Here is a 23,383-nt window from a genome sequence, read left to right as displayed (position 1 = left end):
GCTCAGCCGGCCAGTGTCGCCTTGACCACGTCGGCCAGTGGCGTGGCAGGACGGCCGATCAGCGCCTCCAGGGCGGTCGGCTCTACGAAGAGTTCGCCCTCGCGTACCCCGCGGTCGCCGTCGGCGAACACGGCCGCCACGGCCTCGGGGAGGCCGACCCCGACCAGCACCTGCGCGTAGGCGTCGGTGTCCAGGTCGGTGTAGCTGACCTGCTGGCCCGAGGCGACCGACAGTGCGGCGGCGTACTCGGTGAGCGTGAACGCCGCTCCGCCGAGCTCGTGCACCGAGCCGGCCGCGTCGTCGCTGAGCAGCACCGCAGCCGCAGCGGCAGCGAAGTCGGCCCGCGGGGCCGCGCTGACCCGCCCGTCACCGGCGGCGCCCACCACTCCGTGCTCGAGCTGGACGGCGAGCTGGCCGGTCCAGTTCTCGGTGTACCAGCCGTTGCGCAGCAGTGCGTGCGGTACGCCGGAGGTGGCCAGGTAGGCCTCGGTCTCCTGGTGCTCGGCGGCCAGCAGCAGCCGGGAGGTGGGGGCGTTGAGGATGCTGGTGTAGGCCAGCAGCGAGACCCCTGCGCGCTTGGCGGCGTCGATGACGTTGCGGTGCTGGGCTGCGCGCTGGCCGATCTCGCTGGAGGAGACAAGCAGCGCTCGGTCCACGCCGGCGAAGGCGGCATCGAGGGAGGCGGGGTCGCTGTAGTCTGCGCGCCGGGTCTGCACGCCGCGGGCGGCCAGGTCGCCGATCGACTCGGTGGTGCGGGCGGTGGCGACGATGTCGGCGGCGGGTACGCCGCGCTCCAGCAGCGCTTCGACGACGAGGCGGCCGAGGTGGCCCGAGGTGCCGGTGACGAGAATGCTCATGGTCGCAAGACCTTTCATCAGTGGGGTGTGTCGATCACCTCAACTGCGCGGTCGTCCGCATACTTCCCATGAGCGAGTACCCACTTTGAAGTAAGGTACTTCCATGGTGGTAAGTGATCGCATCTTCCCGGGCGGCGTCTTCCCGGCGAACTGCCCCAGCCGCACGGTGCTCGACCACGTGACCAGCAAATGGGGGGTGCTGGTGCTGCTCGCCCTGGCCGAGGAGGAGCCGCTGCGCTGGAGCGACCTGCGCCGGCGAGTCGAAGGTGTCAGCGAGAAGATGCTCGCCCAGACGCTGCGGACCCTGGGTGAGGACGGACTGGTGGCCCGGCTGGCGCACCCGGTGGTGCCGCCGCATGTGGAGTACTCACTCACCGAGCGTGGCCGTGAACTGGCAGCGCTGCTGCAGCCGTTGATGCGCTGGATCGCCGCCAACGCCGAGGAGATCCTCGGCTGAAGGCTCCGCGGGCGGCGTGACTCGGCCGGCCCGTTCCTGGTGTAGCCGAGCTGGGGCGATCTGGGAGGATACGCGCCGTGATCACCTTTCGGCCCGCGCGCGGCTCCTTGTCGCGCACCACTCTCGCCACCGGCGAGATCATGGTCGGAGTCACCCTGGCGCACACCTGGGCAGGAGGGGCGCTGCCCAGCGCCGGCTGGCTGATCGCGCTCACCGGCCTGGTCTTCGGCGCCTCGTGGCTCGTCGTCCCGGGCCGGACGTCGATGGTGCCGATGCTGCTCGGCCTCGGGGTGGCCCAGTTCGGCATCCATGCGCTGCTGATGCTGGCCGCCGGCCACGGCGCCCACCTCCTCCAGGTGTCGACGCCGATGCTGACCGCGCATGCGGTGAGCGCCCTGCTCACTGCGGCGGTCTGGCGGCTGCGCCGACGGATGCTGGCCAGCATCATTGACTGGCCGGCGCTCGGCCCTGTCCCCGTGCGGACCACGCTCGCCGTACCGCTGCCCGCACCGACCCTCCCGCGCTCACAGCAGGTCCTCACGGCCGCACCCCGTCGGGGTCCACCGGCAGCGCTCTGCCGCGCCTGATCCATCCGCTCCCGGTGAGCGGCCGGTTCGGGTGCGCGGCGTACGCCTGCCCAGAACCCAGATGATCAGTAGAGGAATCCCATGCACCTGCGAACCATGCACCTGCGACCCATGCCCGTGAGAAGCATGCTCGCCGCCACCGCTGTGGCCGGCCTCGCGGCTGTCGCGCTGGCCGGCCCGGCCGCCGCCCACGTGACCGTCGACCCCACCACCACCGACGCCAACTCCTACGCCGTGCTCACCGTGAGCGTCCCGCATGGCTGCGACGGCTCGGCCACCACCGAGGTAGCGATCCGCATCCCCGAGCAGATCACCTCGGTGACCGCGACCCGGCACCCGCTCTGGGACGTCCGAGTGGAGACCGAGACTCTCGACGAGCCGATCACCGACGCTCATGGGAACACCGTCACCGAGCGCGACGCGATGGTGGTCTACCGCACCGACAGCCCACTGCCCGACGGTCAACGCGACGCCTTCGAACTCTCGGTGCGGCTCCCGGATGCCGCCGATGACACCTTGGTCTTCCCGACGGTGCAGACCTGCGAGCGCGGTGAGGCCGCCTGGATCCAGGTGCCCGCCGACGGCCAGGACGCTCACGACCTCGACTACCCGGCCCCCTCGTTCGTCCTCACCGAGGCGGCCGGTCACGGGCACGGTGACGACGGGCCCGCGACCGACGAGCACGCGACCGACGAGCAAGGGACCGACGAGGCGAGTGCCGCGGTGACCACCGGTGGCGCGCTGCCGTGGCTGGGGCTCGGCGCCGGGCTGCTCGGGATGATCGCCGGCGGTGCCGCGCTGCTCCGGGTTCGGCGCCCGTCCTGATGATCCACCCCGGACTCGGGACGTGGGGGCGGCGGGCCCTGTGGCTCGCCGCCACCACGGCGGTCGTGGCCGCCGTGCTGGCCGCCTTCGCGATCCCCGCCCACGCCCACGCCAGCGTGATCGACTCCGACCCGGCGCATCACCAGGTGCTGACCGAGGCGCCGCGCTCGCTGACCCTCACCTACAACGAACCGGTCACCCTGGTCCCGGACCAGGTGGTGCTGTACGACGCCACCGCCACCGTGGTGCCGTCCCAGGCGCGGACCGAAGGGGCGCGGCTGATCGTCGACGTCGACCAGGAACTGGCCGACGGTACCTACGTGCTGACCTGGCGGATCATCTCCGCCGACACCCATCCGGTGGGCGGTGCATTGACCTTCTCGGTGGGGGAGCCGAGTCCGAGTGTCGCCCCGATCGGGGGCTCCGCCGAGGCGTCCACGGTGGGTCTTTCGGTGTGGGGGTTCATCGGATACCTCGGCCTCTTCCTGGCGATCGGCACCGCGATCTTCACGACCTGGCTGCTGCCGCGGCTCAGTCGGTTCGACGAGGCGGCCCGGAGGATCCGGCAGCTCACCCTGGCCGGATCGGCGGTGGCCGTGCTGGCCGGCCTGGCCGGGCTGCAGTTGACGGTGGGCAACCAGCTCGGCAGCAGCGTCGGGCTGGTCGAGGCCTGGCGAGGCGCTTCAGCGGATCTGCGCTGGTCGCTGGTGCTGCTGGCGCTCGGTCTGGGGGCGGTCACGGCCGGGGTGATGTGCCGCCCCCACCCGGCCCGACCGCTGGTCGGCGCCGGGACGGTGCTGGCCACGATCTCCCCTGCACTGACCGGCCACAGTCGGCTCGAACTGGTCAGCACCGCTGCGGACGCGGTGCACGTGCTCGCCGGCGGTGTGTGGCTCGGCGGGCTGATCGCGCTGGCCATCTCGCTGCCCGCGGCGACCAGCCGAGCCGAACTGGCGGCCCAACTGCTGTCCCGGTTCTCGACCGTCGCAGCGGCGGTGCTGAGCATCCTGGTGCTGACCGGGCTGCTCCTGGCGTGGCGGATAGTGCCGAGCCCCGAGGCCTTGATCGACACCGGCTACGGACGGCTGCTGCTGACCAAGACGGGTCTGGTGCTGATCGTGGTGGCGCTGGCGGCGTGGAACCGGTTCGTGCTGCTGCCCAGGACCCGCCGGGCGACCGGCAGCGCACGGGTCGCCACCACCGGCACGGTACGACGTACCGTCGCGGCCGAAGCGGCGGTGCTGGTCGGGGTGCTGGCGGTCACCGGATTCCTGGTCAATCAGCCGCCGGCCGGACGGGAGCAGCCGCCGCTGGTGCAGACCGCGGTGCTGGCGGACCAGCACCCGATCGAGCTCGAGGTCACCCCGGCCCGGACCGGCAGCAACAGGATCCGAGTGCGCCTGCTGGATCCGGGAGGCGGTCGCGCCACGGTGTCGCCGGTGCTCCGGGTGACCAAGGGGGACCTGAACCTGGGGGAGATCAGGCTGATCCACGCCTCCGGTGGCGGACATCTGGGCGACGTGATCATCCCGGAGACGGGCACCTGGACCTTCACCGTCTCCGCACGACTCGACCGGTTCTCCGAACCGGCGGTCACGTTCGAGGTCGAGGTGGGCCGACGGCGGGGCTGAGGAGCGGCGAGCCGAGGTTTGGCCACCCGGGCCGGAACACTGTTACCATCTAGAACGTGTTCTAGTCTGGGAGTGGCCTGTGTATGACTTCGACGAATCCTCCGACGCCGCCGCGGCCGGCCCGCCGCGCGCGCTGCTGTTCCTGGAGTTCCCCCGCTGGCTCGGTGAGTACACCGCCTCGCGGGCCGGGGATCTGCTGATCCCGCCCCGGGAGACCGGCCAGGGACGGCCGGTGCTGGTGCTGCCCGGCTTCTCCGCCGACGATGCGATGACCGGGCGACTCCGCGGCCACCTCAAGCACCAGGGCTTCCGGGTGCACGGCTGGCAGCAGGGCCGCAACATCGGCCTCACCGACCGCAAGATCGACGGCCTGGTGACCCGGTTCGGCGAGATCGCCGCCCAGTACGACGAGCCGGTGAGCGTGGTCGGCTGGAGCTTCGGCGGCCTGCTTGCCCGCTGGCTGGCCCACACCCACCCCGACCAGGTGCGCCAGGTGATCTGCCTGGGCTCTCCGTGGCGGGCCGAGGGGGAACGCACCCGGGCCACCGCCATGTTCGAACGCTCCCGCCGCAAGCACGGCGTCTCCGAGCGGGCTCGCGACATCATCGACGAGCTCCGCGGTCCGGTGCCGGTCCCGGTCACCGCGATCTGGTCGCGCACCGACGGGATCGTGCCGTGGCGTGGCTGTCGCGTCGACGAGTCCCGCGACCCGATCGCCGAGAACGTCGAGGTGCCCAGCAGCCACGTCGGGATGGTCGCCAACCCGCTGGTGCAGGCGGCGGTGGTGGACCGGCTCAGCCAGGACCTCGACGACTGGCAGCCCTTCGGCTGGCGCCGTGCCCTCGCCGGCCGACTGCGTGGCCAGCAACCCTTGCTTCAGGCGGTCGGGAAGTGAGCGCCGAACTGACCCCGGAGGAGATGCTCGCCGAGCGGGACCCGGGCTACGTGGCCACGCTGATCCCGCTGCTTCGGCTGGCGATGAAGGTCTGGTTCCGCTCCGAGGTCCGCGGACTGGAGAACGTCCCCGACGGTGGCGCACTGCTGGTGGCCAACCACTCCGGCGGCATGCTGGCGATGGACGTGCCGGTGATCGCGGTGGACTTCTTCAGCCACTTCGGCGCCGACCGGCCGCTCTACTGTCTCGGCCACGACATCATGTTCACCGGCCCCGCCGGCCCGTTCTTCCGACGCTGGGGCTTCCTGCCTGCCCACAAGGAGAACGCCCAGGCGCTGCTGGAGGCCGGTGGCGTCACCATCGTCTTCCCCGGTGGCGACTACGACGTGATCCGGCCCTGGCACAAGCGGCACGTGATCGACTTCAACGGCCGCACCGGCTACGTGCGCACCGCACTGGACGCCGGCGTACCCATCGTCCCCGCGGTCAGCATCGGTGGCCACGAGGCCCAACTCTTCCTCACCCGCGGCGAGATGATCGGGCGGCTGCTGCGCCTGGACAAGGTGATCCGGTCCGGCTACTTCCCGCTGTCGATCGGCTTCCCCTTCGGACTGACCGGCGCCTTCCCGCCGAACATCCCGCTGCCGACCAAGATCGTCACCCAGGTGCTGGAGCCGATCGACATCGAGGCCGAGTTCGGTCCGGATCCCGACATCGCCGAGGTGGACGCCGAGGTACGCCGGCGGATGCAGGAGGCCCTGGACGGACTCGCCCGCAAGCGCCGATTCCCGGTGCTGGGATGAGGGAGCTGGGATGAGGGTGTGGGGATGAGGACGGTGCTGGGCGTGCTCGCCGGGATCTGGCGGCAGCTGTGGGCGTTCTCGATGCTGCTGCGCAGCGGCATGATCGCGCCGATGCGCCCGGACAAGTACCTGCGCATGGCGCAGATCCTGCGCCGCTACGGCCCGCATGCCACCACCGGCTTCGCGCTCGCCGCGAACCGCAACCCGCACGGGGTCGGGCTGATCGACGAGCGAGGCTCCCTCACCTGGCGCGAACTCGTCGACCGCGGCGACGCGCTGGCCATCGGGCTGGCCGGACTCACCGAACCGACCTCGGTCGCCATCCTCTGCCGCAACCACCGCGGCTTCGTCGACGCGCTGCTCGCCTCCGCCCGGCTCGGCGTCCCCGCGCTGCTGTTGAACACCGGCTTCTCCGCGCCCCAGTTGGCCGAGGTGATGGTCCGCGAGCGTGCCGGCCTGATCGTCTTCGACGAGGAGTTCGCCGGCCTGATCGCCGAGGCCCGCGCCACCATCCCGGAGCTCACCGAGGTCGTCGCCTGGACCGACGACCCCTCCCGTCATCGGGTCACCACCGACGCCCTCATCAGCGAACACCTGGGCCAGCATCCGGCGCCGGTCAAGCCGGGCCGGGTGGTGCTGCTCACCTCCGGCACCACCGGCACCCCCAAGGGCGCCAACCGCTCCGGCGGCGGCGCCGACGAGATGGCCGCCATGCTGGAGCGGATCCCGTGGCGCGCGGAGGAGACCGTGGTGGTGGCTGCCCCCACCTTCCACGCCTGGGGGTTCGGCCAGCTCGCCATCGCCGCCACGATGACCTGCACGGTGGTGCTGCGCCGCAGGTTCGACCCCGAGGCGACCCTGGAGCTGGCGCAGCGGCATCACGCCGAAGCGATCGCCGTGGTGCCGGTGATGCTGGAGCGGATCGTCGAACTGCCCGCTGAGGTGCTGGATCGCTACGCACTGCCGAGCCTCCGGTTCGTCTCCGCCAGCGGCTCCCGGATGCGGTCCGAGGCGGTGCTCGCCTTCATGGACCGCTTCGGTGAGGTGGTGCACAACAGCTACAACGCCACCGAGGCCGGCCAGATCAGCGTCGCCGGACCCGCCGATCTCCGGCAGGCTCCGGACACCGCCGGTCGGCCGGTGCGCGGCACCCAGGTCCGTCTCGTCGACGACACCGGGACGCCGGTGCCGGTCGGTGAGGTGGGACGGATCGTGCTCCGTGGCGCCTCGGAGTTCGACGGCTACACGCACGGCGGCGGCAAGGAGTCGCTGGACGGCTGGATGGTGTCGGGTGACGTCGGCCGGTTCGACGCGGCCGGTCGTCTCTTCGTCGTGGGCCGCGACGACGACATGATCGTCTCCGGCGGGGAGAACGTCCATCCGATCGAGGTCGAACGCGCCATCGGCCAACTCGCCAGCGTTCGCGAGGTGGTCGTGGTCGGCGTCGACGACGAGGCGTTCGGACAACGACTCGCGGCGTACGTCGTCCCCACCGCGGCGGAGCTGCTCGACCCCGACGACATCCGCGACCATGTCCGCAGCCAGCTGGCCGGCTACAAGGTGCCCCGCGACGTGGTGCTCCTCGACGAGTTGCCCCGGAACGCCTCGGGCAAGGTGCTGGTCCGGGACCTGCCGGGGAGCACGACGTGACCCGCCGACTGACCCGGATGCGTGGCGCCGACGCCAGCTTCCTCTACCTCGAGACGCCGGCGATGCACATGCACACGCTGAAGGTCGCCGTCATCGAGCCCAGCCCGGAGATGACGTTCGACAACCTGGTCCCGGCGATGCTCACCCGGCTCCGGCGGATGCCGGCGTTGCGTCGTCGGGTGGTGCCGATCCCGTTCCGGCTCAACCACCCGGTGCTGATCACCCAGCGCCGGATCGACCCGGACCGGCACTTCTTCCGTCACCAGGTCGGCGGCACCGGCAGCCGGGCGGACCTCGAGGAGCTGATCGGCGAGATCGCCAGCACCCCGCTGGACAGGTCCGTGCCGTTGTGGGAGGTGCACCTGTGCACCGGCCTGGCCGGGGGCCAGGTGGCGGTGGTCGCCAAGATCCACCACGCAGTCGCCGACGGCGTGGCCGCCAACTCGATGCTGGCCAACCTCGTCGACGTCAGCTCGGCCGACCGGCGTCCGGTCGTCTACGACGACGCCGTCGACGATGAGGCGATCCCCTCGGATCGGCACCTGGTCCGCGAGGCCCTCACCGATGCGTTCCTGCAGTTGGCGTTGCTGCCGCGGCTGCTGCTGCGCACCGTACGGATCCTGGCCTCGGTGGTCCGGTTCAAGCGGGACAACCCGACCCGCACCCCGATGCCGATCCGCGACGCCCCACGGGTCTCCTTCAATGGGCCGCTGACTCCGCGGCGCAGCTTCACCACCGTCACCCTGCGTCTCGACGAGTTCAAGGCGGTACGCCGCGACCACCCGGGCGTCACCCTCAACGATGTGGTGTTGGCCGTGGTCTCCGGGGCGCTGCGGCGTTGGCTGGCGCTCCATGGGGAGCGCCCGTCGATGTCGTTGACCGCCGGCGTCCCGGTCGCCCTCGACCATCGTGACGCCGAGCCGAGACTGTTCGGCAACAACGTGTCCAACCTGTTCACCACGCTGGCCACCGACATTGACGACCCCACCCAGCGGCTGGCGATGATCGCCAGGACCACGCGGGACGCGAAGGCGATCAACGAACGGCTCGGCAGCTCCGCGGTGGACTGGTCGCAGTTCCTGCCTCCCGCGCCGACGATGGCCGCGGTGCGCGCCTACAGCGGCAACCGCGCGGCCCGCTGGCATCCGGCCCCGTTCTCGGTGATCGTCTCGAACGTCCCCGGTCCCCGGGAGCGCGTGAAGATCGGCGGCGCCAGCTTCTCCGACGTGTTCAGCGTCGGCCCCCTGGTCGAGGGCATCGGCCTCAATGTCACCGTCTGGTCCTACGTGGACCGGATGAACTTCACCCTCCTCGCCTGCCCCGATCTGCTCCCCGATGCCGACACGCTCGCCTCGTTCCTCCCTGAGGCGCTGGCCGAGTTGCGCACCGGTCCGGGCGGGGCCGGGCACGGCGAAACCACCTCTGGACGGGAGTCCGCATGACCTTCCGGACAGCGGCACAGCACACCTGGCGGGCGACTCGGACCGCCGCGTCGGTCACCGGCCGGGTCGGTGGCCCGGCGGCCTCCTGGGCGGTACGCCGGGCGGTCGGCGACCGGGACATCCCCCCGGTCGGCACCCTGCCGGCCGGTCAGGTGGTCGACCTGCCCGGCCGGGGCTCGACGCTGATCGTGGATGTGCCCGGGGAGCGCCCCGACGCCCCGCCACTGCTGCTGATGCATGGGATCGGCACCACCGGGATGCTGACCTGGTTCACCGTGCTGCAGGCGCTGCGTCCGCACTATCGGGTCATCCTGTTCGACCAGCGGTGGCACGGGCGAGGGATCTGTTCGGACCGGTTCAGCATCGCCGACTGTGCCGACGACGCGGCCGCGGTGCTGGACGTCCTCGGCCTGGATCAGGTGCTGGTGGCCGGCTACTCGATGGGCGGCGCCACCGCCCAGATGCTCTGGCGTCGGCACCCTGACCGGGTGGCCGGCAAGGTGCTCTGCTCGACTGCGGCCCGGTGGGCCGGGAACCCCGGGGAGCGCCTCTTCTACCCCACCCTGCGGGTGGTCAACCGCAGCTACCACGGCACCGCCAAGCAGCGGGTCCAGGCCCGGCGCACCCGATTGGATCTGACGCCGCCTCCGGGCACCGACGACCTGCGGGCCTGGGCGATGGCGGAGCTGGGCAGCACCAGCCCCTGGGCCTATCCGATGGTCCTCGGCGAGTTGGGCCGGTTCGACTCCCGGGGCTGGCTGGCTGAGGTCGACGTCCCCACTGCGGTGGTGATCACCGGCAAGGACCGGGCGATCCCGACGGTCCGGCAGCGGGAGATGGCCGCGCTGATCCCGGGGGTGCGGACCTTCGAACTGCTCGGCGGACATGCCTCGTTGATCTTCCGCCGCGACGAGTGGTTGCCGCTGTTCCTCTCTGCGCTGGAGACTGTCGCGCCGTCGCCGCAGGTCGAAGCCGCCGACGGTTGAGCGGCTCAGCCCCGGCTCAGGCCCGGCTCAGCCCGGCCGATCGAGCGGGGAGTTTCTGGCTCAGTCGGGCCGGTTGAGCGGGGAGTTCCGGTGGGAGACCATCTCGAAGCGCTGCTGGGGCGTCAGGGCGAGGAACGGCTCCAGCATCTCCAGCCCGTAGCCGCTGACCTCGGGCCCGTCGGTGGCCGGCACGACCGAGTGCACCACCCGATCGTCGTACAGGTGCAGCATGGTGAAGGACTGGTGGGCATCGACGGCGGACAGCAGCCGCTGGTCCGGGGCGAGCTCGGAGGTGTAGCAGGTCGCGGAGGCGACCGAGACCGGTACGCCGGCGAAGGTGGACCACGACGTGAAGTGGAAGTGTCCCCCGAGGATGCCGCGCACGTCGGTCCCGGCGAGGACCTCGGCGAGACGCGGTTGGTCGTGCAACTCGATCAGCTCGGCCAGGCGGAGCATCGGCACCGGAATCGGCGGATGGTGCAGGGCGAGCAGGGTCCCGTGCGGAGCCGGCTCGGCGAGGACGTCGCGAAGCCAGTCGAGCTGGTCGTCGGAGAGTTCGCCGTGGTGCCAGTGCGGGACGCTGGTGTCGAGCGCGACGATCCGCAGACCGGCGACGTCATGGACCCGGTCCTGGGGCGCCTCGGTGTCGACGCCGAACAGGCCCTGCGCGTAGGCCCGCCGGTCGTCGTGGTTGCCCATCACCCAGACGACCTCGGCGCCGATCTGTGCAGCCACCGGCTCCACGATCTCCCGGAGCTTCGCGTACGCCGCCGGCTCGGCCTTGTCCGCCAGGTCCCCGGTGAAGATGAGCGCCTGGGGCGGGGTGGGCAGGCGGCCGAGGCGGGTGAGCGCCCGCTCCAGGTGCGCGGCGGTGTCGATGGCGCCGTACTGCAGGCTGTCGGCGAGCAGATGCGGGTCGCTGAGGTGAGCCACCACATGGGTGGGATCGGGGTACTGGCCGAGCGGTTCCACACCCTGAGCCTACGGCGACCAGCCGAGAACGGATGCGACAGGACTTAGTCCACCGAACTTAGTTTGCTATCCTCGAGATCATGACGACCGTCAATGTGCACGAGGCGAAGACCAACCTCTCGCGACTGCTGGCGCGCGTCGAGGCGGGGGAGGAGATCGTGATCGCTCGCGGCGGCACGCCCATCGCTCGACTGGAGCCCTACACGCAGCCGCGCGTCGAGATCGGATTCCTCGACCTGCCCGAGATCCCCGCAGAGTTCTTCGCCCCCATGACCGATCACGAACTGGCGGAGATGGGTCTGTGAGTGGGGCGGCCAACCGCGGGGACCTCCTGCTCGACACGCATGCCTTCTACTGGTGCGTGGCCCGCGGCGCCACCGTTCCGGCTCACGTTCTCACCGCCCTCGAGTCGTCCCCGCGACGGTTCGTGTCGGCGGGGTCGGCCTTCGAGGTGTCCCTCAAGGTCAGGCTGGGCAAGTACACGGGCGCCGCGGCCCTGTGCGGTTCCTGGTCCGAGGCGAGGGGAGGGTTGCGAGCGCTCGAACTGGCCGTCACGACAGACGACGCGTTGCTCGCCGGCACGTTGGACTGGGACCACAAGGACCCGTTCGACCGACTGCTGGCCGCCCAGGCGCTGAACCATGAACTCACCCTGGTGACCGCCGACCCCGCCTTCGACGGGGTCGCCGATCTTGCCGTGCTGCGCTGGTGACCGCCCCCGATCACCGGCAAACCCTAGGGTGTCTCCATGACAGTTCGCATCGACCGCGACGGGCCGGTCACCGTCATCACCATCGACCGGCCGGACGCCCGCAATGCCGTTGACGGCCCCACCGCTGCCGCCCTGTACGAGGCGTTCGCGGCCTTCGACTCCGACGAGGATGCCGCGGTCGCCGTGCTCACCGGTGCCGGCGGCACCTTCTGCGCCGGTGCCGACCTGAAGAAGGTCGGCACCGACCAGGGCAACCGGGCCGATCCCGACGGACCCGGGCCGATGGGGCCGACCCGGATGCAGTTGGGCAAGCCGGTGATCGCTGCCATCGAGGGGTACGCCGTCGCCGGAGGTCTCGAGTTGGCGTGCTGGGCCGACCTGCGAGTGGCCGCCGAGGACGCCGTACTGGGCGTCTTCTGTCGCCGCTGGGGGGTGCCGCTGATCGACGGTGGCACGGTCCGGCTGCCCCGGCTGATCGGCGCCAGCCGGGCGATGGACCTGATCCTCACCGGCCGGGAGGTGGGCGCCGCCGAGGCCCGGGACCTGGGCCTGGTGAACCGCGTGGTGCCCCGAGGCACCGCGCTGGTCCGCGCCGTCGAACTCGCCGAGCAGTTGGCGACGCTGCCGCAGACCTGCCTGCGGCGCGATCGGCTCTCGGTGCTCGACGGTGAGGGGCTGACCGAGCCGGAGGCACTGGCTGTGGAGTTCGCGCACGGCATGGTGTCGCTGCACAGCGACGCGTTGGCCGGTGCGGCCCGGTTCGCCGGCGGCGAGGGCCGACACGGGGCTGCGGCCCCGATTCCCGGGTAGGGTCGCAGTCATGGGAATCATCTCGTTCATCATCGTCGGTCTGTTGATCGGTGCCGTTGCTCGACTTCTCAAGTCCGGGAAGCAGGATCTCGGTCTGCTCGCCACCATCGGTCTCGGCTGTGTCGCGGCGCTGATCGCCGGCACCATCGCCAGCCTCTTCGGTGATCGGCCGATCACCGACTTCACCTTCACCCGCTTCGTGATCGCGGTGATCGCTGCGGTGCTGCTGGTCGGCACCGCCGAGGGACTGGTCGGCCGCAAGGCCCGCAGCTGACGGCCGGCCGCACGGCCCGCAGCTGACGTCCGGCAGTAGGGTCGGCCGGGTGACCTGGTTCTCCTCGCCGACCGATGCGACCCGCCGACTCGCCGATGTCGGCTACCTGACCGACGACGCCACCGCCACCATCGGCTACCTGGCCGGCGCGTTGGGCAAGCCCCTGCTGATCGAGGGGCCGGCTGGCGTCGGCAAGACCGAGCTGGCCAAGGCGGTCACCGCCGCCTGCGGCGCCGACCTGGTGCGGCTGCAGTGCTACGAGGGCCTGGACGAGGCCCGGGCACTGTACGAGTGGAACTACAAGAAGCAACTGCTCCGCATCCAGGCCGCCGCCAGTGACGACTCCACCGACATCGGGAACGTCTGGGACGACGAGATCTTCACCGAGGAGTTCCTGCTCACCCGGCCGCTGCTGACCGCGATCCGGCGCACCGAACCCACGGTGCTGCTGGTCGACGAGGTCGACAAGACCGATGTCGAGTTCGAGGGACTGCTGCTGGAGATCCTGTCCGACTTCCAGGTCACCATCCCTGAGTTGGGCACCATCGCCGCGGCGGCGCGTCCCTTCGTCGTACTGACCTCGAACGCCACCCGCGAGCTGTCGGAGGCCTTGAAGCGACGGTGCCTCTACCTGCACCTGGACTATCCCGAGGCGGACCGGGAGCGCGAGATCATCACCTCGAAGGTGCCTGACCTGGATCAGCGGCTGGCCACCCAGCTCGTCGACGTGGTCGCCCGGTTGCGGGAACTGGAGCTCAAGAAGGCACCGTCGATCGCCGAGTCGATCGACTGGGCGCGCACCCTGATCGCCCTGGAGATCCGAGACCTGGACAACGACGCGATCACCAGCACCCTCGGCGCCGTGCTCAAGCACGCCTCCGACGCCGAGCGCGCCATCCGGGAACTGCGACTGCGGACCCGCTGATGCCCCGGTTCCGCAGCCGACCACCGGTGCCGCCCGGACTGCTGGACCGGCACCTCGAGTTCCTGGCCGCCCTGCGCAAGGCCGGGCTGTCGGTGTCGCTGGCCGAGGGTCTGGACGCGGTCGCGGGGCTCGGCCGGGTCGGCTGGGGTGAGCGCGAGACGGTGCGCGCCGTGTACGCCGCCACCCTGGTCAAACGCCACGACCACCGGACCACCTTCGACACCGTCTTCGACCTGTGGTTCCCCGCGCTGGTCGGCGACGGGGTCGGGGACGAGGGTCTCGACCACCCCGACCACCTCGACCACGGGCCCGACCGGATCGACCTCGATCAGCAGGCGCTGCACCGCCGCCGGCAGGACGGGCCCGAAGCCCTGGCGGAGTACCAGTCGCGCCTCGAGGCCGCCCTGGCCGCGGCGGACGACCCGGAGCTGGGCCGGCTGGCCGTCGAGGGCACGGCCCGGTTCGGGGCGATGCCGGGCCGCGGGGAGGGCATGTCGTCGTGGTCCGCCCACCAGGCGATGAACCGGATCCGACCCGGCGAACTCGCCGACCGGATCGCCGCCGCCCTGGTCGCCGCCGGCGAGGACACCGAACGCGCCGAGACCCTGACCGCCTCCCGGATCGCCGACTTCACCCGCCGGGTCGAGGACGACGCCCGGCGACGGATCGCGGAGCAGAAGGGGCCCGAGCATGTCGCCGACGTGACGGTGCGGCCGAGTATCGATCGCCTCGACTTCCTCGCCGCCCGACGCACCGACCTGGATGAGATGCGCCGGCTCCTCTATCCGCTGTCGCGGCGGCTGGCCACCCGGTTGGCCCAGGAGCAGCACGCCCGGCGCCGGGGCCCGCTGGACTTCCGGCGTACCGTCCGGGCCTCGCTGTCCACCGGTGGGGTGCCGCTGACCACCCACCACCGGCCACGCCGGCCGCACCGCACCGAGCTGGTCGTGCTCTGTGACGTGAGCGGGTCGGTGGCCCACTTCGCCTCGTTCACGCTGCTGCTGGTGCACGCCCTGCGTGAGCAGTTCAGCAAGGTGCGCGCCTTCACCTTCATCGACCACGTGCACGAGGTCACCGACCACTTCCGGCCGGGCCGCGACATCGTCGAGACGATGGAGGAGCTCTCCGCCAGCACCGCCCATGCGGCTTTGTGGGGGCGGACGAACTATGGCCGGGCGTTCACCAAGTTCGCCGAACTGCATGCCGACGCGCTGGGCCCGCGGACCTCCCTGCTGATCCTCGGAGATGCCCGCTCCAACTGGAGCGATCTCGGCCTCGACGCCCTCACCACGATCAAGGCGCAGACCCGGCACGCGTGGTGGCTCAACCCCGAGGCCCGTCGGAACTGGGACACCGGTGACTCCGCGGCGACCGCCTACGGGGAGGTGGTGCCGATGGTGGAGTGCCGCAACCTCACCCAGCTGACCGACTTCGTGCACGACATCGTCTGAGCCATGCAGATCACCTCACTGTCGGACCTCAAGGCTCACCTGTCCGAGTTCGCCGATCGCGCCGAGCGCGAGCATGAGCGGTACACGATCACGCGCAACGCGGAACCGCTGGTCGCACCCATCTTCGGCAGCCGCACCCTCACTGTGGTCGAGGTCGGTCACCGCAACTCGGTCCATCGGGCCCGCTGATTCGGCCAGGGGCGATCAGCCGGCCAGGTAACCCAACTCCCGGATCCGCTGGATCTCGGCGCGCAACGCCGGGTGATCCGCGGCGTCCGCGGCCCGCCCGCCAGCCGCCCAACCGGTGTCGTCGCTGCTGTAGATGACCGTCACCCGGTTGTCGCTGCCGTGGTTGATCAACGATCCGAGCAGCGCCACCGGGTCCGCGTCATCTTCCAGCGACAGCATCCGCACCGATGCGGGCAGGCGCGGCACGTGCGCTGCCGGGGCGCCGGCGGTGACCACCTGGTCGACCGTGAACGGGGTGGCTGCCGCGGCCACCTCGGCCGCCAGGGCGCCGGCCCGGCCGCCACCGACCAGCATCACCCGGGCGCCGGGGCCGGTGATCTCGGCGATCGCCGCCACGGTCCGGCCTACTTCGGGGCCGGCGCCGACCAGCCTGAGCCGGGCCGACGGGGCGCTGGCTTCGGAGAGGTAGGCGATCCACCGGTCGTCGCCGACGCGGCTGACCAGCACCGGTTCCGCGTTCTGCTCGACGGCGGCCAGCAGGTCGGCGAGGGTCGCCGGTGCGGCGCCGGAGCCGGCATCGACGGCAGCCTCGGGCCCGGCGGACTCCAGTCCGGCGACGTCGCGCAGCGCTGCGGCGGCACTCGTCTCCACGTCGCTGATGCCGATCGCCCGCCGGCCGCCGCGGGCGGCCGCCGCGCTGTCAGGGCCAGCGAGCACCGGGCTGGTCAACAGTGAGCGCATCTGCAGGGCGTCGATCAGCCCGCCGCCACCGCTGGTGACGTGGTCCATCAACTCGGGATGGGATTCGGCCAACTCGCCGAGGTAGGCCGCCACATGGTCGCGATCCAGGGCGTCGGTCTCGATCAGCCCAGCGGAGACGATGGCGCCGCCGAGCTCGACCTCGGGAGCGAGATAGCCCAAGGCGCGACCGGCGATCGTGCCGAACGACGCCTGGGCGGCGGCTGTCAGTGCGTCGATCCACTGGTAGGTGTGCACGGTGGCCCGGACCACCAGCGCGTCGGCGTCCAACTCCAGGGATCGCGACAGCAGGCCGTGGCCACCGGTGGTCGCCGCCCGCACGTCGCGCTCCACCGCCTCGAAGGTGCGCGGCGACAGCGGAGCGGAGTCGCTGACGTCGGGGTCGGTGAGGATCTCCTGACCCAGGCGGGCGCGGTGGCGCAACTCCTCGGCGGCGTTGCCGAAGGACTCCGCCAGCCGGAGCATCTCGATGTAGCGGTCGTCGTTCATGCGCGCACCTCCGTCAGCACCGGCGCCAGTTCTGCGGCGAGGTCGGCAGGCTCCACCGACCGCACCTCCACCTGCAGGTCGTCCCCGGCACCGTGCGGCCGCAGCGCCCGCCAGCCGTCACCGACCAGCAGCCAGCTCACCACCCCGATCCGGGTCGTCTCGTCGGCCACCCGGGCCGCCAGCACCCGGAGTCGGCCACGTGCCTCCGTGTGCAGGGCGGTGGCGGCACCGGCCAACTGGGCGTCCCCGGAGGTCAACGTGGTCACCACATCACCCCGTCCGGTGGCCATCGCCTCGCCGACCGCGTCGGCGACGGAGTAGGGCATCACCAGGTGAGTGGGGACCTGGGAGTCGGTCAGGGTCAGGTCCTCGGGGAGCACCGCCACCCGGGCCAGCTCATCGGCCCAATGCCTGGCCGCGCACCAGGCGAGCTCGAAGACGATCCCGTCGACCGTGCCCAGCATCGCCACCGCTCCGGCACGTTGCCGGTGCCACGCCCGGGCCTGGCCGGAGGCGACAGCCACCTCGATGTCAAGGGCGAGCTCGGGAGCCGCCAGCAGACCGATCGCCCCCACCGCGCCGGCATCGGGGGTGTCGTCGACGAGCAACCCGCGTCGCTGCAGTGACTCACGGGGATCGTGCAGGGCGGCCACGGCGCGCTCGTGGGCGGCACGGTCGCCGCCCTGGGGGCTGTCGCCGAGCCGCCCCTCGAGAGGGTTCGTGGCCGGCACGTCGGCCAGATCGAACGGCAGCGGGGCGCCGCCGGCGAACTCGGCGAGCAACTGCAGTTCGGGCAGGGTCAGGCCGACCCGGCGAGGCAACTCGCCGAAGGGTCCGGCGGCAGCAGCCGCGGCTCTGGAGGTCAGGTCGATCGTGGTCATCTCAGTCCCGGAAGGTCGAGGTCGAGCCAGTCGCGGTGGCCCGCCGGCGGTGGGGTGAAGGTGAGCAGGGCGGCGTCGGAGGGGTCGTCGGTGCCGGCCTCGGCGCGGGCCCTGGCCTCGGTGAGCAGGGCACCTGCTCGTCGTTCGATCCCGGTGATGGTGTCCCGGGTGTCCTCGACGGTGGTGAGGTGGTGGGCCAGTGTGTCCGCAGCCGTGTCGTGGTCTCCGGCGCTGGCGCGGAGCAGGGCCGCCCGGTCCCGGACCCGGCCGCGCAGGGACTCCCCGGCCCGCCCGGTCCAGTTGCTGCCGTCGACCCGGGCCACCAACTGGTCGGCCAGCGAGCGCAGGTCGGTGCCCTGCTCACGCAGCTGTCCGATCCGGTGCCGGATCACGTCGTCGTCGCCGTACATGAAACCTCCTCGATGAGGGTCCTACCCACTCAGCTGCCGGTCAAACCTTCCGAACCCAGAAAAGTTCCGGGCTTCTCAACCGATCACCTCGGCGAGCCGCTCGAGGCCGCGCTCCAGGTCCTCACCCGGCCCCGCGAAACTGAACCGGACGAACCGGTGACCGTTCACGACGTCGAAGTCGACGCCCGGCGCCACGGCGACGCCGGTGCGCGCCAGCAGCGCCAGCGACCAGGCCATCGAGTCGTCGGTCAGGTCGCCGATGTCGGCGTAGGCGTAGAAGGCGCCGTCGGCGGGGGCCAGTCCGGTGATCCCGAGGTCGGCCAGGCCGGCCAGCAGCACGGCCCGGTTGTCGGCGTACCGGGCGACGTGACCGTCCAGCTCCGTGCGCGCCTCGGGCGTGAACGCGGCGATGGCGGCGTGCTGGCTCAGCACCGGCGGACAGATGGTGAAGTTGCCGGTCAGGACGTCGACCGCGCGGCGCAGGCGTGCCGGCACCAGCATCCAGCCGATCCGCCAGCCGGTCATCGAGAAGTACTTGGAGAAGCTGTTGAAGACGATCGCCTCCCGGCTGCTCTGCCAGGCGGAGCGGGCCAGGTGCGGGGCGGCGTACTCGATGCCGTGGTAGATCTCGTCGCTGATCAGCTGTACGCCGCGTCCCTCGCACCAGGTCGCCAGCGCCGCCAACTCCTCGGGCAGCAGCATCGTGCCGGTCGGGTTCGCCGGACTGGCCAGGATCAGGCCGTGCACCGGCGTGTCGAGCGCCTCCAACTGAGCGACCGTCGGCTGGTAGCGGGTCGCCGGTCCGCAGTCGAGCTCGACGACCTCGCAGCCCAGCGCGGTCAGCACGTTGCGGTAGCAGGGGTAGCCGGGCCGGGCCATCGCCACCCGCATCCCCGGCTCGAAGGCGGCCAGGAACGCCAGCAGGAAGCCGCCCGAGGAGCCGGTGGTGACGATCACGTCCGCCGCGTCCACGCTCAGACCGTGCTGGTCGAGGTGGTACGCCGCGATGGCCTCGCGCAGTTCCGGGATGCCGCTGGCGACGGTGTAGCCGAGCGGGTCGGGGCCGGCCAGTAGCCGCCTCGCCTCGGCCCGGACCGCGGCGGGTGCCCCGGTGCTCGGTTGGCCGGCGACCAGATTCACCAGATCTCCGTGGCTGCGCTGCCGTTCCGCGGCCCGGGCCAACAGGTCCATCACGTGGAACGGCGGCACGTTCGCACGACTCGCGATCTGCCAGCGGTCGGTCATGACCGCTCAGTCTGTCAGGTGTCGCCAGGTCCGGAGCGCAGGGTGTCCGGAGCGCAGGGTGTCCGGAGCGCTGGGTGTCCGGAGCGCTGGGTGTCAGGAGCGCTGCGCCGCGTGTCGGCCGGCGCGGCGGCCGAAGAAGGAGCCCTCGCCGAGCTGGGTGCCCGAGGCGTACCCCTTGCCGTCCTGGGCGATGTTGGACGCGCAGGCGCCGGCGGCGTACAGGCCGGCGATCACCGACCCGTCGGGGCGGCGCACCTCGCCGTCGACCGTGGTCACCAGACCGCCGAGGGTGAAGCCGGCGTACAACGCCTTGCCCAGGGTCAGGTCGTAGGCGCCCCAGGGGCCGGTCGCCTGCGGGGCCAGCCAGTCGGGGTGCTTGCCGAAGTCGGGGTCCTCGCCGCGGGCGGCGTGCTCGTTGTAGCGGTCCAGGGTCTTGGCCAGCGACCCGGTGGGCAGGCCGAGGCCCTCCTCCATCTCCTCCACCGTCTCCCAGCCGTCGATGAACGGTGCCAGCGGGAAGGCCGGGTGCTCGATGTGCTCGGAGTCGACGATGAGGTACGCCGCGGAGTCGGGTTGCTCCATCACGAAGCCGCAGGTGCGGGAGTGGTAGGAGTCCTCGGCGACGAACCTCTCGCCGCGCTTGTTCACCAGGATCCCCTTGACCAGGGACGAGGGCGGATAGAAGGGGGCGGTGATGAACGGCTCGTCCATGAACGCCGTCGCCGCGCCTACCGACTCGCCGAGCCGGATGCCCAGCCCGTCGTCGTAGGTGGAGCCGAGCACGAACGGCTTCTCGGCGAGCTTGGGGGTGTACTTGGCCACCATGTCCGCGTTCATCACGAAGCCGCCGGCGGCCAACACCACCGATCGGGTGGCGATCACGCCGGTCTCGGTGAAGCGCTTCCAGGCGACGCCGACCACCTCGCCGTCCGAGCCCTCGCCGGTCGAGTCGGTCGAGTCGGTCGGGGCCCCGCCCTGGGCCAGCACCAGGTTCGTCGCCCCGGTCTCGAACCGGACGTCCACGCCCGCCTCCTCGACCCGGGTGCGCAGCAGGTCCATGATCACCCGGGTCCCCTCGGTGTCCCCGGGCACCGGCACCTTGTGGCCGCGGGGGGCTGGCTTCGCCTGGTCGCGGAAGGGGTGCACCTTCTCGTTGCCGGTGAACATCAGACCCTCGGTGCCGGGCTGGATCACGGCCTTCTCCGGGTAGTAGGACCGCTCGAACTCGAAGCCGAGGTCCTCGAGCCAGTCGAAGTGCTCGACCGAGCCGTCGCAGTAGGCCCGGACCTTCTCCGCGTCGGGCTCCTTCATCACCGCCATCAGGTAGCGGAACATCTCCTCGGGGGAGTCGTCGTGGCCGGTGGCCCGCTGCACCGCCGTACCGCCGCCGAGGTAGAAGTGTCCGCCGCTCATCGACGACGTGCCGCCGTGGACTGCTGCGCGCTCCAGCAGCACCACCTTGGCCCCGGCCCGGGCCGCCTCCAGGGCGGCACATCCGCCGGCGATGCCGAAGCCGACCACCACCACATCGGCGATGTCGGTGTTGCCGTCGACGACAGAGGCGGGCAGTGTGGCGGGCAGGGCAGTTCCGGCGGTCTCGACCATGACGCAATACTAGAACAGGTTCTAATCGCTGACCACCTCCCGTCGGTGGCCGATAGGATTCGTGGCCACCGACCGGAAAGGCCGCCGTGAGCTTCGACGTCCAGCAGCTCAACATGTTCGTGCTGGTCGGCGCCACGGTCACCCTGCTGGCGATCCTGGCGGTGCGCATCTCGTTCTCGGCGGGTCTGCCCAGCCTGCTGCTCTACCTGCTGATGGGCGTCGCGCTCGGCGAGGCGGGACTCGGGATCAGCTTCTCCGACGCCGATCTGGCTCAAGCGCTGGGCTTCGGGGCCCTGGTCATCATCCTGGCCGAAGGTGGCCTCTCCACCGACTGGGACCGGGTCCGCCCCGGGATGCGGATGGGCGTCGCGCTGGCCACGCTGGGCACCGCGGCCTCGGTGACCGTGGTCGCGGTGGCCGCCCACTACATCCTCGGCATGCCCTGGGAGCTCGCGGTACTGCTGGCCGCGATCACCGCCCCCACCGACGCCGCCGCGGTCTTCTCGGTGCTCCGGGTGGTGCCCCTGCCGCAGCGACTCACCGGCACCTTGGAGGCCGAGTCCGGACTCAACGACGCCCCCACCATCGTGCTGGTCACCCTGATCACCTCCGGCGCCGCCATCGAGCACGGCTTCGGCGGGACAGCCGCGATCATCGTCTTCCAACTGCTCGGTGGCGCGCTGCTCGGCTACGGGGTCGGACTCGGCGGGGCGATGCTGATGCGCCGGGTGGCGCTGCCGTCCTCGGGTCTCTACCCGCTGGCGATCTTCACCCTGACCCTGCTCGGCTATGCCGTCGCGTCGGTGGCCTGGACCTCCGGCTTCGCCGCCGTCTACGTCGCGGCGCTGGTGCTCGGCAACACCGCGCTGCCGCACCGGGCCGCCACCCGCTCCTTCGTGGAAGGGCTGGCCTGGCTGGCCCAGATCGGCCTGTTCGTGATGCTCGGCCTGCTGCTCTCACCGAGCCGGCTCACCTGGGAGGTCGTCGGCATCGCGCTGCTGGCCGGCCTCATCCTCACACTGGTCGCCCGGCCCGTGTCGGTGCTGGTCTGTGCGGCGGTCCAGCCGATGCCCTGGCGCGACCTCGGCTTCCTGTCCTGGGCAGGGTTGCGCGGGGCGGTGCCGATCGTCCTCGCCACCATCCCCCTCGCTGCCGGCGCCGACGATGCGCAACGCCTCTTCGACATCGTCTTCGTGATGGTGGTCGTCTTCACCCTGGTCACCGGGCCGACCCTGCCGGTGGCGGCCAGACTGCTCAAGGTCTCCCGCCGGGCCGAGCCGCGGGGCTTCGACCTCGAAGCCGCCCCCCTCGGCCGGGTCGACGCCGAAGTGCTCCAGGTGACCATCGCGCCGAGCTCGAAGCTGCACGGGGTCGAGATCCGCGAGCTTCGGCTCCCCGTCGGCGCGGTGATCGCCCTGATCGTCCGGGACGGCAAGACGAGGGTGCCGGACCCACACGCGGTGCTCAAACGCGGCGACGACCTGCTCGTGGTCACCCCACGTGCCGTCCGCGAGGCCACCGAGCGCAGGCTCAGAGCGGTGTCCCAGCGCGGTCGCCTGGCGCGCTGGCTGGAGTAGTGGCCGGGGTACGGCGCGTCAGGGGCCGCAGACCAGCGCGTCGAACCGGGCCGGCACCGATGCCGGACCGTCCTCGACTCCGGCGAACTCCGCGCCCACCAGCACGATCACGCCCGGAGTGTCGAGACCCTCGTTGGGTCGGACCACCGGGTTGCCCAGATGCCGGGCCACCAGGCGCACCGCCGGGTGCTGCGGGTCCTCGGCCCAGATCCGGACGAAGCGCACCTCCACACCGGGAGGCGCGTTGCCTGTCCGGCCGGGGGCGAACCCGGCCTCCACCAGTGCCTCCAGCGTGGAGTTGGCCAGCCCGGCACGACCGCTGGCGTTGTAGACACTGACGGTCACCTGGTCGGGCGTGACCCGGTCGCCGGTCGCCACCGCACGGTCCACACACAGGGGCGGCGGGCCGGTCTCCACGACCTCCTCGCGCACCGGCGCGGTCACCGCCTGCCACCCCCAGACGGCGGCCAGCAGCACCAGCACCGACAGCACCGCCAAGGTGGCCGCCGACCGCATCGCGTTGCTCATTCGTCGCCCACCTCGAACACCCGGGCATGCAACACCAGACGCTGCTGCAGTGCAGCCCGGACCGCCCGATGCAGGCCGTCCTCCAGATAGAGGTCACCCCGCCACCGGACCACATGCGCGAACAGGTCGCCGTAGAACGTGGAGTCCGCATCCAGCAGGCTCTCCAGATTGAGCATCGCCTTGGTGGTGACCAGGTCGTCGAGTCGCACCTGACGGGGTGGCACCTGCGCCCAACCACGCGAGCTCAGCCCATGGTCGGGGTAGGGGCGCCCGTCGCCCACCCGCTTGAAGATCACCGCTGGATCATAGAGGAGACGGGCCGGGCCGCCGCTGGCCGCAGCCGAAGCGGCGCCTCGACACGTCCAGAAACCGGTTGGGTTCCCAGCCGGACGGTGACATGGTGGGGGCACCGAAGCAGGAGGT

General features: G+C 71.4%; 26 protein-coding genes. 17 read left to right on the top strand and 9 right to left on the bottom strand.

Annotated features, from left to right (window positions below; genetic code table 11):
* Positions 1-2 precede the first annotated feature (2 nt).
* Positions 3-857, bottom strand: coding sequence for an SDR family oxidoreductase (locus tag JKG67_RS11495; RefSeq protein WP_203337459.1), 855 nt, complete (start codon positions 855-857; stop codon positions 3-5).
* A 103-nt stretch (positions 858-960) separates the two neighbouring features.
* Here JKG67_RS11495 and JKG67_RS11490 point away from each other — a divergent pair, with 103 nt between their 5' ends.
* The 9 genes from JKG67_RS11490 to JKG67_RS11450 all read left to right on the top strand — a co-directional run bounded on the left by JKG67_RS11490 (position 961) and on the right by JKG67_RS11450 (position 10,133).
* On the top strand, positions 961-1,314 hold the full coding sequence (locus tag JKG67_RS11490; protein WP_203337458.1) for a winged helix-turn-helix transcriptional regulator: 354 nt from the start codon (positions 961-963) through the stop codon (positions 1,312-1,314).
* 77 nt (positions 1,315-1,391) lie between these two features.
* Positions 1,392-1,901 (top strand): cell division protein FtsQ, encoded by a 510-nt coding sequence (locus tag JKG67_RS11485; protein WP_203337457.1) that lies wholly within the window; start codon positions 1,392-1,394, stop codon positions 1,899-1,901.
* 111 nt (positions 1,902-2,012) lie between these two features.
* Positions 2,013-2,726, top strand: a complete 714-nt coding sequence (locus JKG67_RS11480) for a YcnI family protein (protein ID WP_203337456.1) — start codon at positions 2,013-2,015, stop codon at positions 2,724-2,726.
* Complete coding sequence (locus JKG67_RS11475; protein ID WP_203337455.1) at positions 2,726-4,357, top strand: copper resistance CopC/CopD family protein; 1,632 nt, start codon at positions 2,726-2,728, stop codon at positions 4,355-4,357. The genes JKG67_RS11480 and JKG67_RS11475 overlap by 1 nt, the downstream gene beginning before the upstream one ends.
* Positions 4,358-4,436: 79 nt before the next feature.
* Positions 4,437-5,252 (top strand): alpha/beta fold hydrolase, encoded by an 816-nt coding sequence (locus tag JKG67_RS11470; protein WP_203337454.1) that lies wholly within the window; start codon positions 4,437-4,439, stop codon positions 5,250-5,252.
* Positions 5,249-6,055, top strand: coding sequence for a lysophospholipid acyltransferase family protein (locus tag JKG67_RS11465; RefSeq protein WP_203337453.1), 807 nt, complete (start codon positions 5,249-5,251; stop codon positions 6,053-6,055). Before JKG67_RS11470 ends, JKG67_RS11465 begins: the two co-directional genes overlap by 4 nt.
* A gap of 24 nt (positions 6,056-6,079) precedes the next feature.
* Complete coding sequence (locus tag JKG67_RS11460) at positions 6,080-7,705, top strand: AMP-binding protein (RefSeq protein ID WP_203337452.1); 1,626 nt, start codon at positions 6,080-6,082, stop codon at positions 7,703-7,705.
* Positions 7,702-9,147, top strand: a complete 1,446-nt coding sequence (locus tag JKG67_RS11455; protein WP_203337451.1) for a wax ester/triacylglycerol synthase family O-acyltransferase — start codon at positions 7,702-7,704, stop codon at positions 9,145-9,147. The genes JKG67_RS11460 and JKG67_RS11455 overlap by 4 nt, the downstream gene beginning before the upstream one ends.
* On the top strand, positions 9,144-10,133 hold the full coding sequence (locus tag JKG67_RS11450) for an alpha/beta fold hydrolase (protein ID WP_203337450.1): 990 nt from the start codon (positions 9,144-9,146) through the stop codon (positions 10,131-10,133). The genes JKG67_RS11455 and JKG67_RS11450 overlap by 4 nt, the downstream gene beginning before the upstream one ends.
* A 60-nt stretch (positions 10,134-10,193) precedes the next feature.
* Here JKG67_RS11450 and JKG67_RS11445 read toward each other — a convergent pair whose 3' ends face one another.
* Positions 10,194-11,105 carry a metallophosphoesterase gene (locus JKG67_RS11445; protein WP_203337449.1) on the bottom strand — a complete coding sequence of 304 codons (912 nt, stop codon included), beginning with the start codon at positions 11,103-11,105 and terminating at the stop codon, positions 10,194-10,196.
* Positions 11,106-11,185: 80 nt separating this feature from the next.
* Between JKG67_RS11445 and JKG67_RS11440 the strand changes: the two genes are divergently transcribed.
* Genes JKG67_RS11440 through JKG67_RS11410 form a run of 7 tightly spaced genes read left to right on the top strand, consistent with a single transcriptional unit; the run spans position 11,186 to position 15,466 of the window.
* A complete protein-coding gene (locus JKG67_RS11440) occupies positions 11,186-11,410 on the top strand; it encodes a type II toxin-antitoxin system Phd/YefM family antitoxin (protein ID WP_203337448.1) in 225 nt (74 codons plus the stop codon).
* Entirely contained in the window at positions 11,407-11,817 is a 411-nt protein-coding gene (locus JKG67_RS11435) for a type II toxin-antitoxin system VapC family toxin (RefSeq protein WP_203337447.1), read from the top strand. Before JKG67_RS11440 ends, JKG67_RS11435 begins: the two co-directional genes overlap by 4 nt.
* 36 nt (positions 11,818-11,853) lie before the next feature.
* Complete coding sequence (locus JKG67_RS11430) at positions 11,854-12,627, top strand: crotonase/enoyl-CoA hydratase family protein (RefSeq protein ID WP_203337446.1); 774 nt, start codon at positions 11,854-11,856, stop codon at positions 12,625-12,627.
* Between the two features lie 10 nt (positions 12,628-12,637).
* Positions 12,638-12,901: a GlsB/YeaQ/YmgE family stress response membrane protein gene (locus tag JKG67_RS11425; protein ID WP_238998334.1), complete on the top strand. Its 264-nt coding sequence runs from the start codon at positions 12,638-12,640 to the stop codon at positions 12,899-12,901.
* Positions 12,902-12,950: 49 nt separating this feature from the next.
* Positions 12,951-13,826 (top strand): AAA family ATPase, encoded by an 876-nt coding sequence (locus JKG67_RS11420; RefSeq protein WP_203337445.1) that lies wholly within the window; start codon positions 12,951-12,953, stop codon positions 13,824-13,826.
* A complete protein-coding gene (locus JKG67_RS11415; RefSeq protein ID WP_203337444.1) occupies positions 13,826-15,277 on the top strand; it encodes a vWA domain-containing protein in 1,452 nt (483 codons plus the stop codon). The genes JKG67_RS11420 and JKG67_RS11415 overlap by 1 nt, the downstream gene beginning before the upstream one ends.
* Positions 15,278-15,280: 3 nt before the next feature.
* A complete protein-coding gene (locus tag JKG67_RS11410) occupies positions 15,281-15,466 on the top strand; it encodes a type II toxin-antitoxin system Phd/YefM family antitoxin (RefSeq protein WP_203337443.1) in 186 nt (61 codons plus the stop codon).
* Between the two features lie 15 nt (positions 15,467-15,481).
* Here JKG67_RS11410 and JKG67_RS11405 read toward each other — a convergent pair whose 3' ends face one another.
* From JKG67_RS11405 to JKG67_RS11385, 5 genes are all read right to left on the bottom strand, one after another.
* The gene (locus JKG67_RS11405; RefSeq protein WP_203337442.1) at positions 15,482-16,714 is read right to left on the bottom strand and encodes a hypothetical protein; all 1,233 of its coding nucleotides are present in this window, start codon (positions 16,712-16,714) and stop codon (positions 15,482-15,484) included.
* On the bottom strand, positions 16,711-17,595 hold the full coding sequence (locus JKG67_RS11400) for a hypothetical protein (RefSeq protein WP_203337441.1): 885 nt from the start codon (positions 17,593-17,595) through the stop codon (positions 16,711-16,713). The genes JKG67_RS11405 and JKG67_RS11400 overlap by 4 nt, the downstream gene beginning before the upstream one ends.
* Positions 17,592-18,005, bottom strand: coding sequence for a hypothetical protein (locus JKG67_RS11395; protein WP_203337440.1), 414 nt, complete (start codon positions 18,003-18,005; stop codon positions 17,592-17,594). The genes JKG67_RS11400 and JKG67_RS11395 overlap by 4 nt, the downstream gene beginning before the upstream one ends.
* Positions 18,006-18,080: 75 nt before the next feature.
* Complete coding sequence (locus JKG67_RS11390) at positions 18,081-19,250, bottom strand: pyridoxal phosphate-dependent aminotransferase (RefSeq protein WP_203337439.1); 1,170 nt, start codon at positions 19,248-19,250, stop codon at positions 18,081-18,083.
* A gap of 93 nt (positions 19,251-19,343) precedes the next feature.
* Entirely contained in the window at positions 19,344-20,855 is a 1,512-nt protein-coding gene (locus JKG67_RS11385; RefSeq protein ID WP_203337438.1) for an FAD-binding protein, read from the bottom strand.
* 113 nt (positions 20,856-20,968) lie between these two features.
* Between JKG67_RS11385 and JKG67_RS11380 the strand changes: the two genes are divergently transcribed.
* Positions 20,969-22,432 (top strand): potassium/proton antiporter, encoded by a 1,464-nt coding sequence (locus JKG67_RS11380; RefSeq protein ID WP_203337614.1) that lies wholly within the window; start codon positions 20,969-20,971, stop codon positions 22,430-22,432.
* 18 nt (positions 22,433-22,450) lie between these two features.
* Here JKG67_RS11380 and JKG67_RS11375 read toward each other — a convergent pair whose 3' ends face one another.
* Together JKG67_RS11375 and JKG67_RS11370 are read right to left on the bottom strand one after the other, a co-directional pair.
* Positions 22,451-22,960 (bottom strand): LytR C-terminal domain-containing protein, encoded by a 510-nt coding sequence (locus JKG67_RS11375; protein ID WP_203337437.1) that lies wholly within the window; start codon positions 22,958-22,960, stop codon positions 22,451-22,453.
* Complete coding sequence (locus tag JKG67_RS11370; RefSeq protein ID WP_203337436.1) at positions 22,957-23,256, bottom strand: type II toxin-antitoxin system VapB family antitoxin; 300 nt, start codon at positions 23,254-23,256, stop codon at positions 22,957-22,959. The genes JKG67_RS11375 and JKG67_RS11370 overlap by 4 nt, the downstream gene beginning before the upstream one ends.
* Between the last annotated feature and the right edge of the window lie 127 nt (positions 23,257-23,383).

It is taken from the genome of Nocardioides limicola, assembly GCF_016827675.1.
GTDB lineage: Bacteria > Actinomycetota > Actinomycetes > Propionibacteriales > Nocardioidaceae > Nocardioides > Nocardioides limicola.
Note: the sequence above shows the minus strand (reverse complement) of the source record. Positions and strands in the feature narration are given on the sequence as shown.

What these genes read in the sequence shown, in the direction of transcription:
- JKG67_RS11495 (WP_203337459.1), bottom strand. Translation starts at nt 857, where the DNA reads ATGAGCATTCTCGTCACCGGCACCTCGGGCCACCTCGGCCGCCTCGTC.
- JKG67_RS11490 (WP_203337458.1), top strand. Translation starts at nt 961, where the DNA reads ATGGTGGTAAGTGATCGCATCTTCCCGGGCGGCGTCTTCCCGGCGAAC.
- JKG67_RS11480 (WP_203337456.1), top strand. Translation starts at nt 2,013, where the DNA reads ATGCCCGTGAGAAGCATGCTCGCCGCCACCGCTGTGGCCGGCCTCGCG.
- JKG67_RS11475 (WP_203337455.1), top strand. Translation starts at nt 2,726, where the DNA reads ATGATCCACCCCGGACTCGGGACGTGGGGGCGGCGGGCCCTGTGGCTC.
- JKG67_RS11460 (WP_203337452.1), top strand. Translation starts at nt 6,080, where the DNA reads ATGAGGACGGTGCTGGGCGTGCTCGCCGGGATCTGGCGGCAGCTGTGG.
- JKG67_RS11450 (WP_203337450.1), top strand. Translation starts at nt 9,144, where the DNA reads ATGACCTTCCGGACAGCGGCACAGCACACCTGGCGGGCGACTCGGACC.
- JKG67_RS11440 (WP_203337448.1), top strand. Translation starts at nt 11,186, where the DNA reads ATGACGACCGTCAATGTGCACGAGGCGAAGACCAACCTCTCGCGACTG.
- JKG67_RS11430 (WP_203337446.1), top strand. Translation starts at nt 11,854, where the DNA reads ATGACAGTTCGCATCGACCGCGACGGGCCGGTCACCGTCATCACCATC.
- JKG67_RS11425 (WP_238998334.1), top strand. Translation starts at nt 12,638, where the DNA reads ATGGGAATCATCTCGTTCATCATCGTCGGTCTGTTGATCGGTGCCGTT.
- JKG67_RS11415 (WP_203337444.1), top strand. Translation starts at nt 13,826, where the DNA reads ATGCCCCGGTTCCGCAGCCGACCACCGGTGCCGCCCGGACTGCTGGAC.
- JKG67_RS11410 (WP_203337443.1), top strand. Translation starts at nt 15,281, where the DNA reads ATGCAGATCACCTCACTGTCGGACCTCAAGGCTCACCTGTCCGAGTTC.
- JKG67_RS11405 (WP_203337442.1), bottom strand. Translation starts at nt 16,714, where the DNA reads ATGAACGACGACCGCTACATCGAGATGCTCCGGCTGGCGGAGTCCTTC.
- JKG67_RS11400 (WP_203337441.1), bottom strand. Translation starts at nt 17,595, where the DNA reads ATGACCACGATCGACCTGACCTCCAGAGCCGCGGCTGCTGCCGCCGGA.
- JKG67_RS11395 (WP_203337440.1), bottom strand. Translation starts at nt 18,005, where the DNA reads ATGTACGGCGACGACGACGTGATCCGGCACCGGATCGGACAGCTGCGT.
- JKG67_RS11390 (WP_203337439.1), bottom strand. Translation starts at nt 19,250, where the DNA reads ATGACCGACCGCTGGCAGATCGCGAGTCGTGCGAACGTGCCGCCGTTC.
- JKG67_RS11385 (WP_203337438.1), bottom strand. Translation starts at nt 20,855, where the DNA reads ATGGTCGAGACCGCCGGAACTGCCCTGCCCGCCACACTGCCCGCCTCT.
- JKG67_RS11380 (WP_203337614.1), top strand. Translation starts at nt 20,969, where the DNA reads ATGTTCGTGCTGGTCGGCGCCACGGTCACCCTGCTGGCGATCCTGGCG.
- JKG67_RS11375 (WP_203337437.1), bottom strand. Translation starts at nt 22,960, where the DNA reads ATGAGCAACGCGATGCGGTCGGCGGCCACCTTGGCGGTGCTGTCGGTG.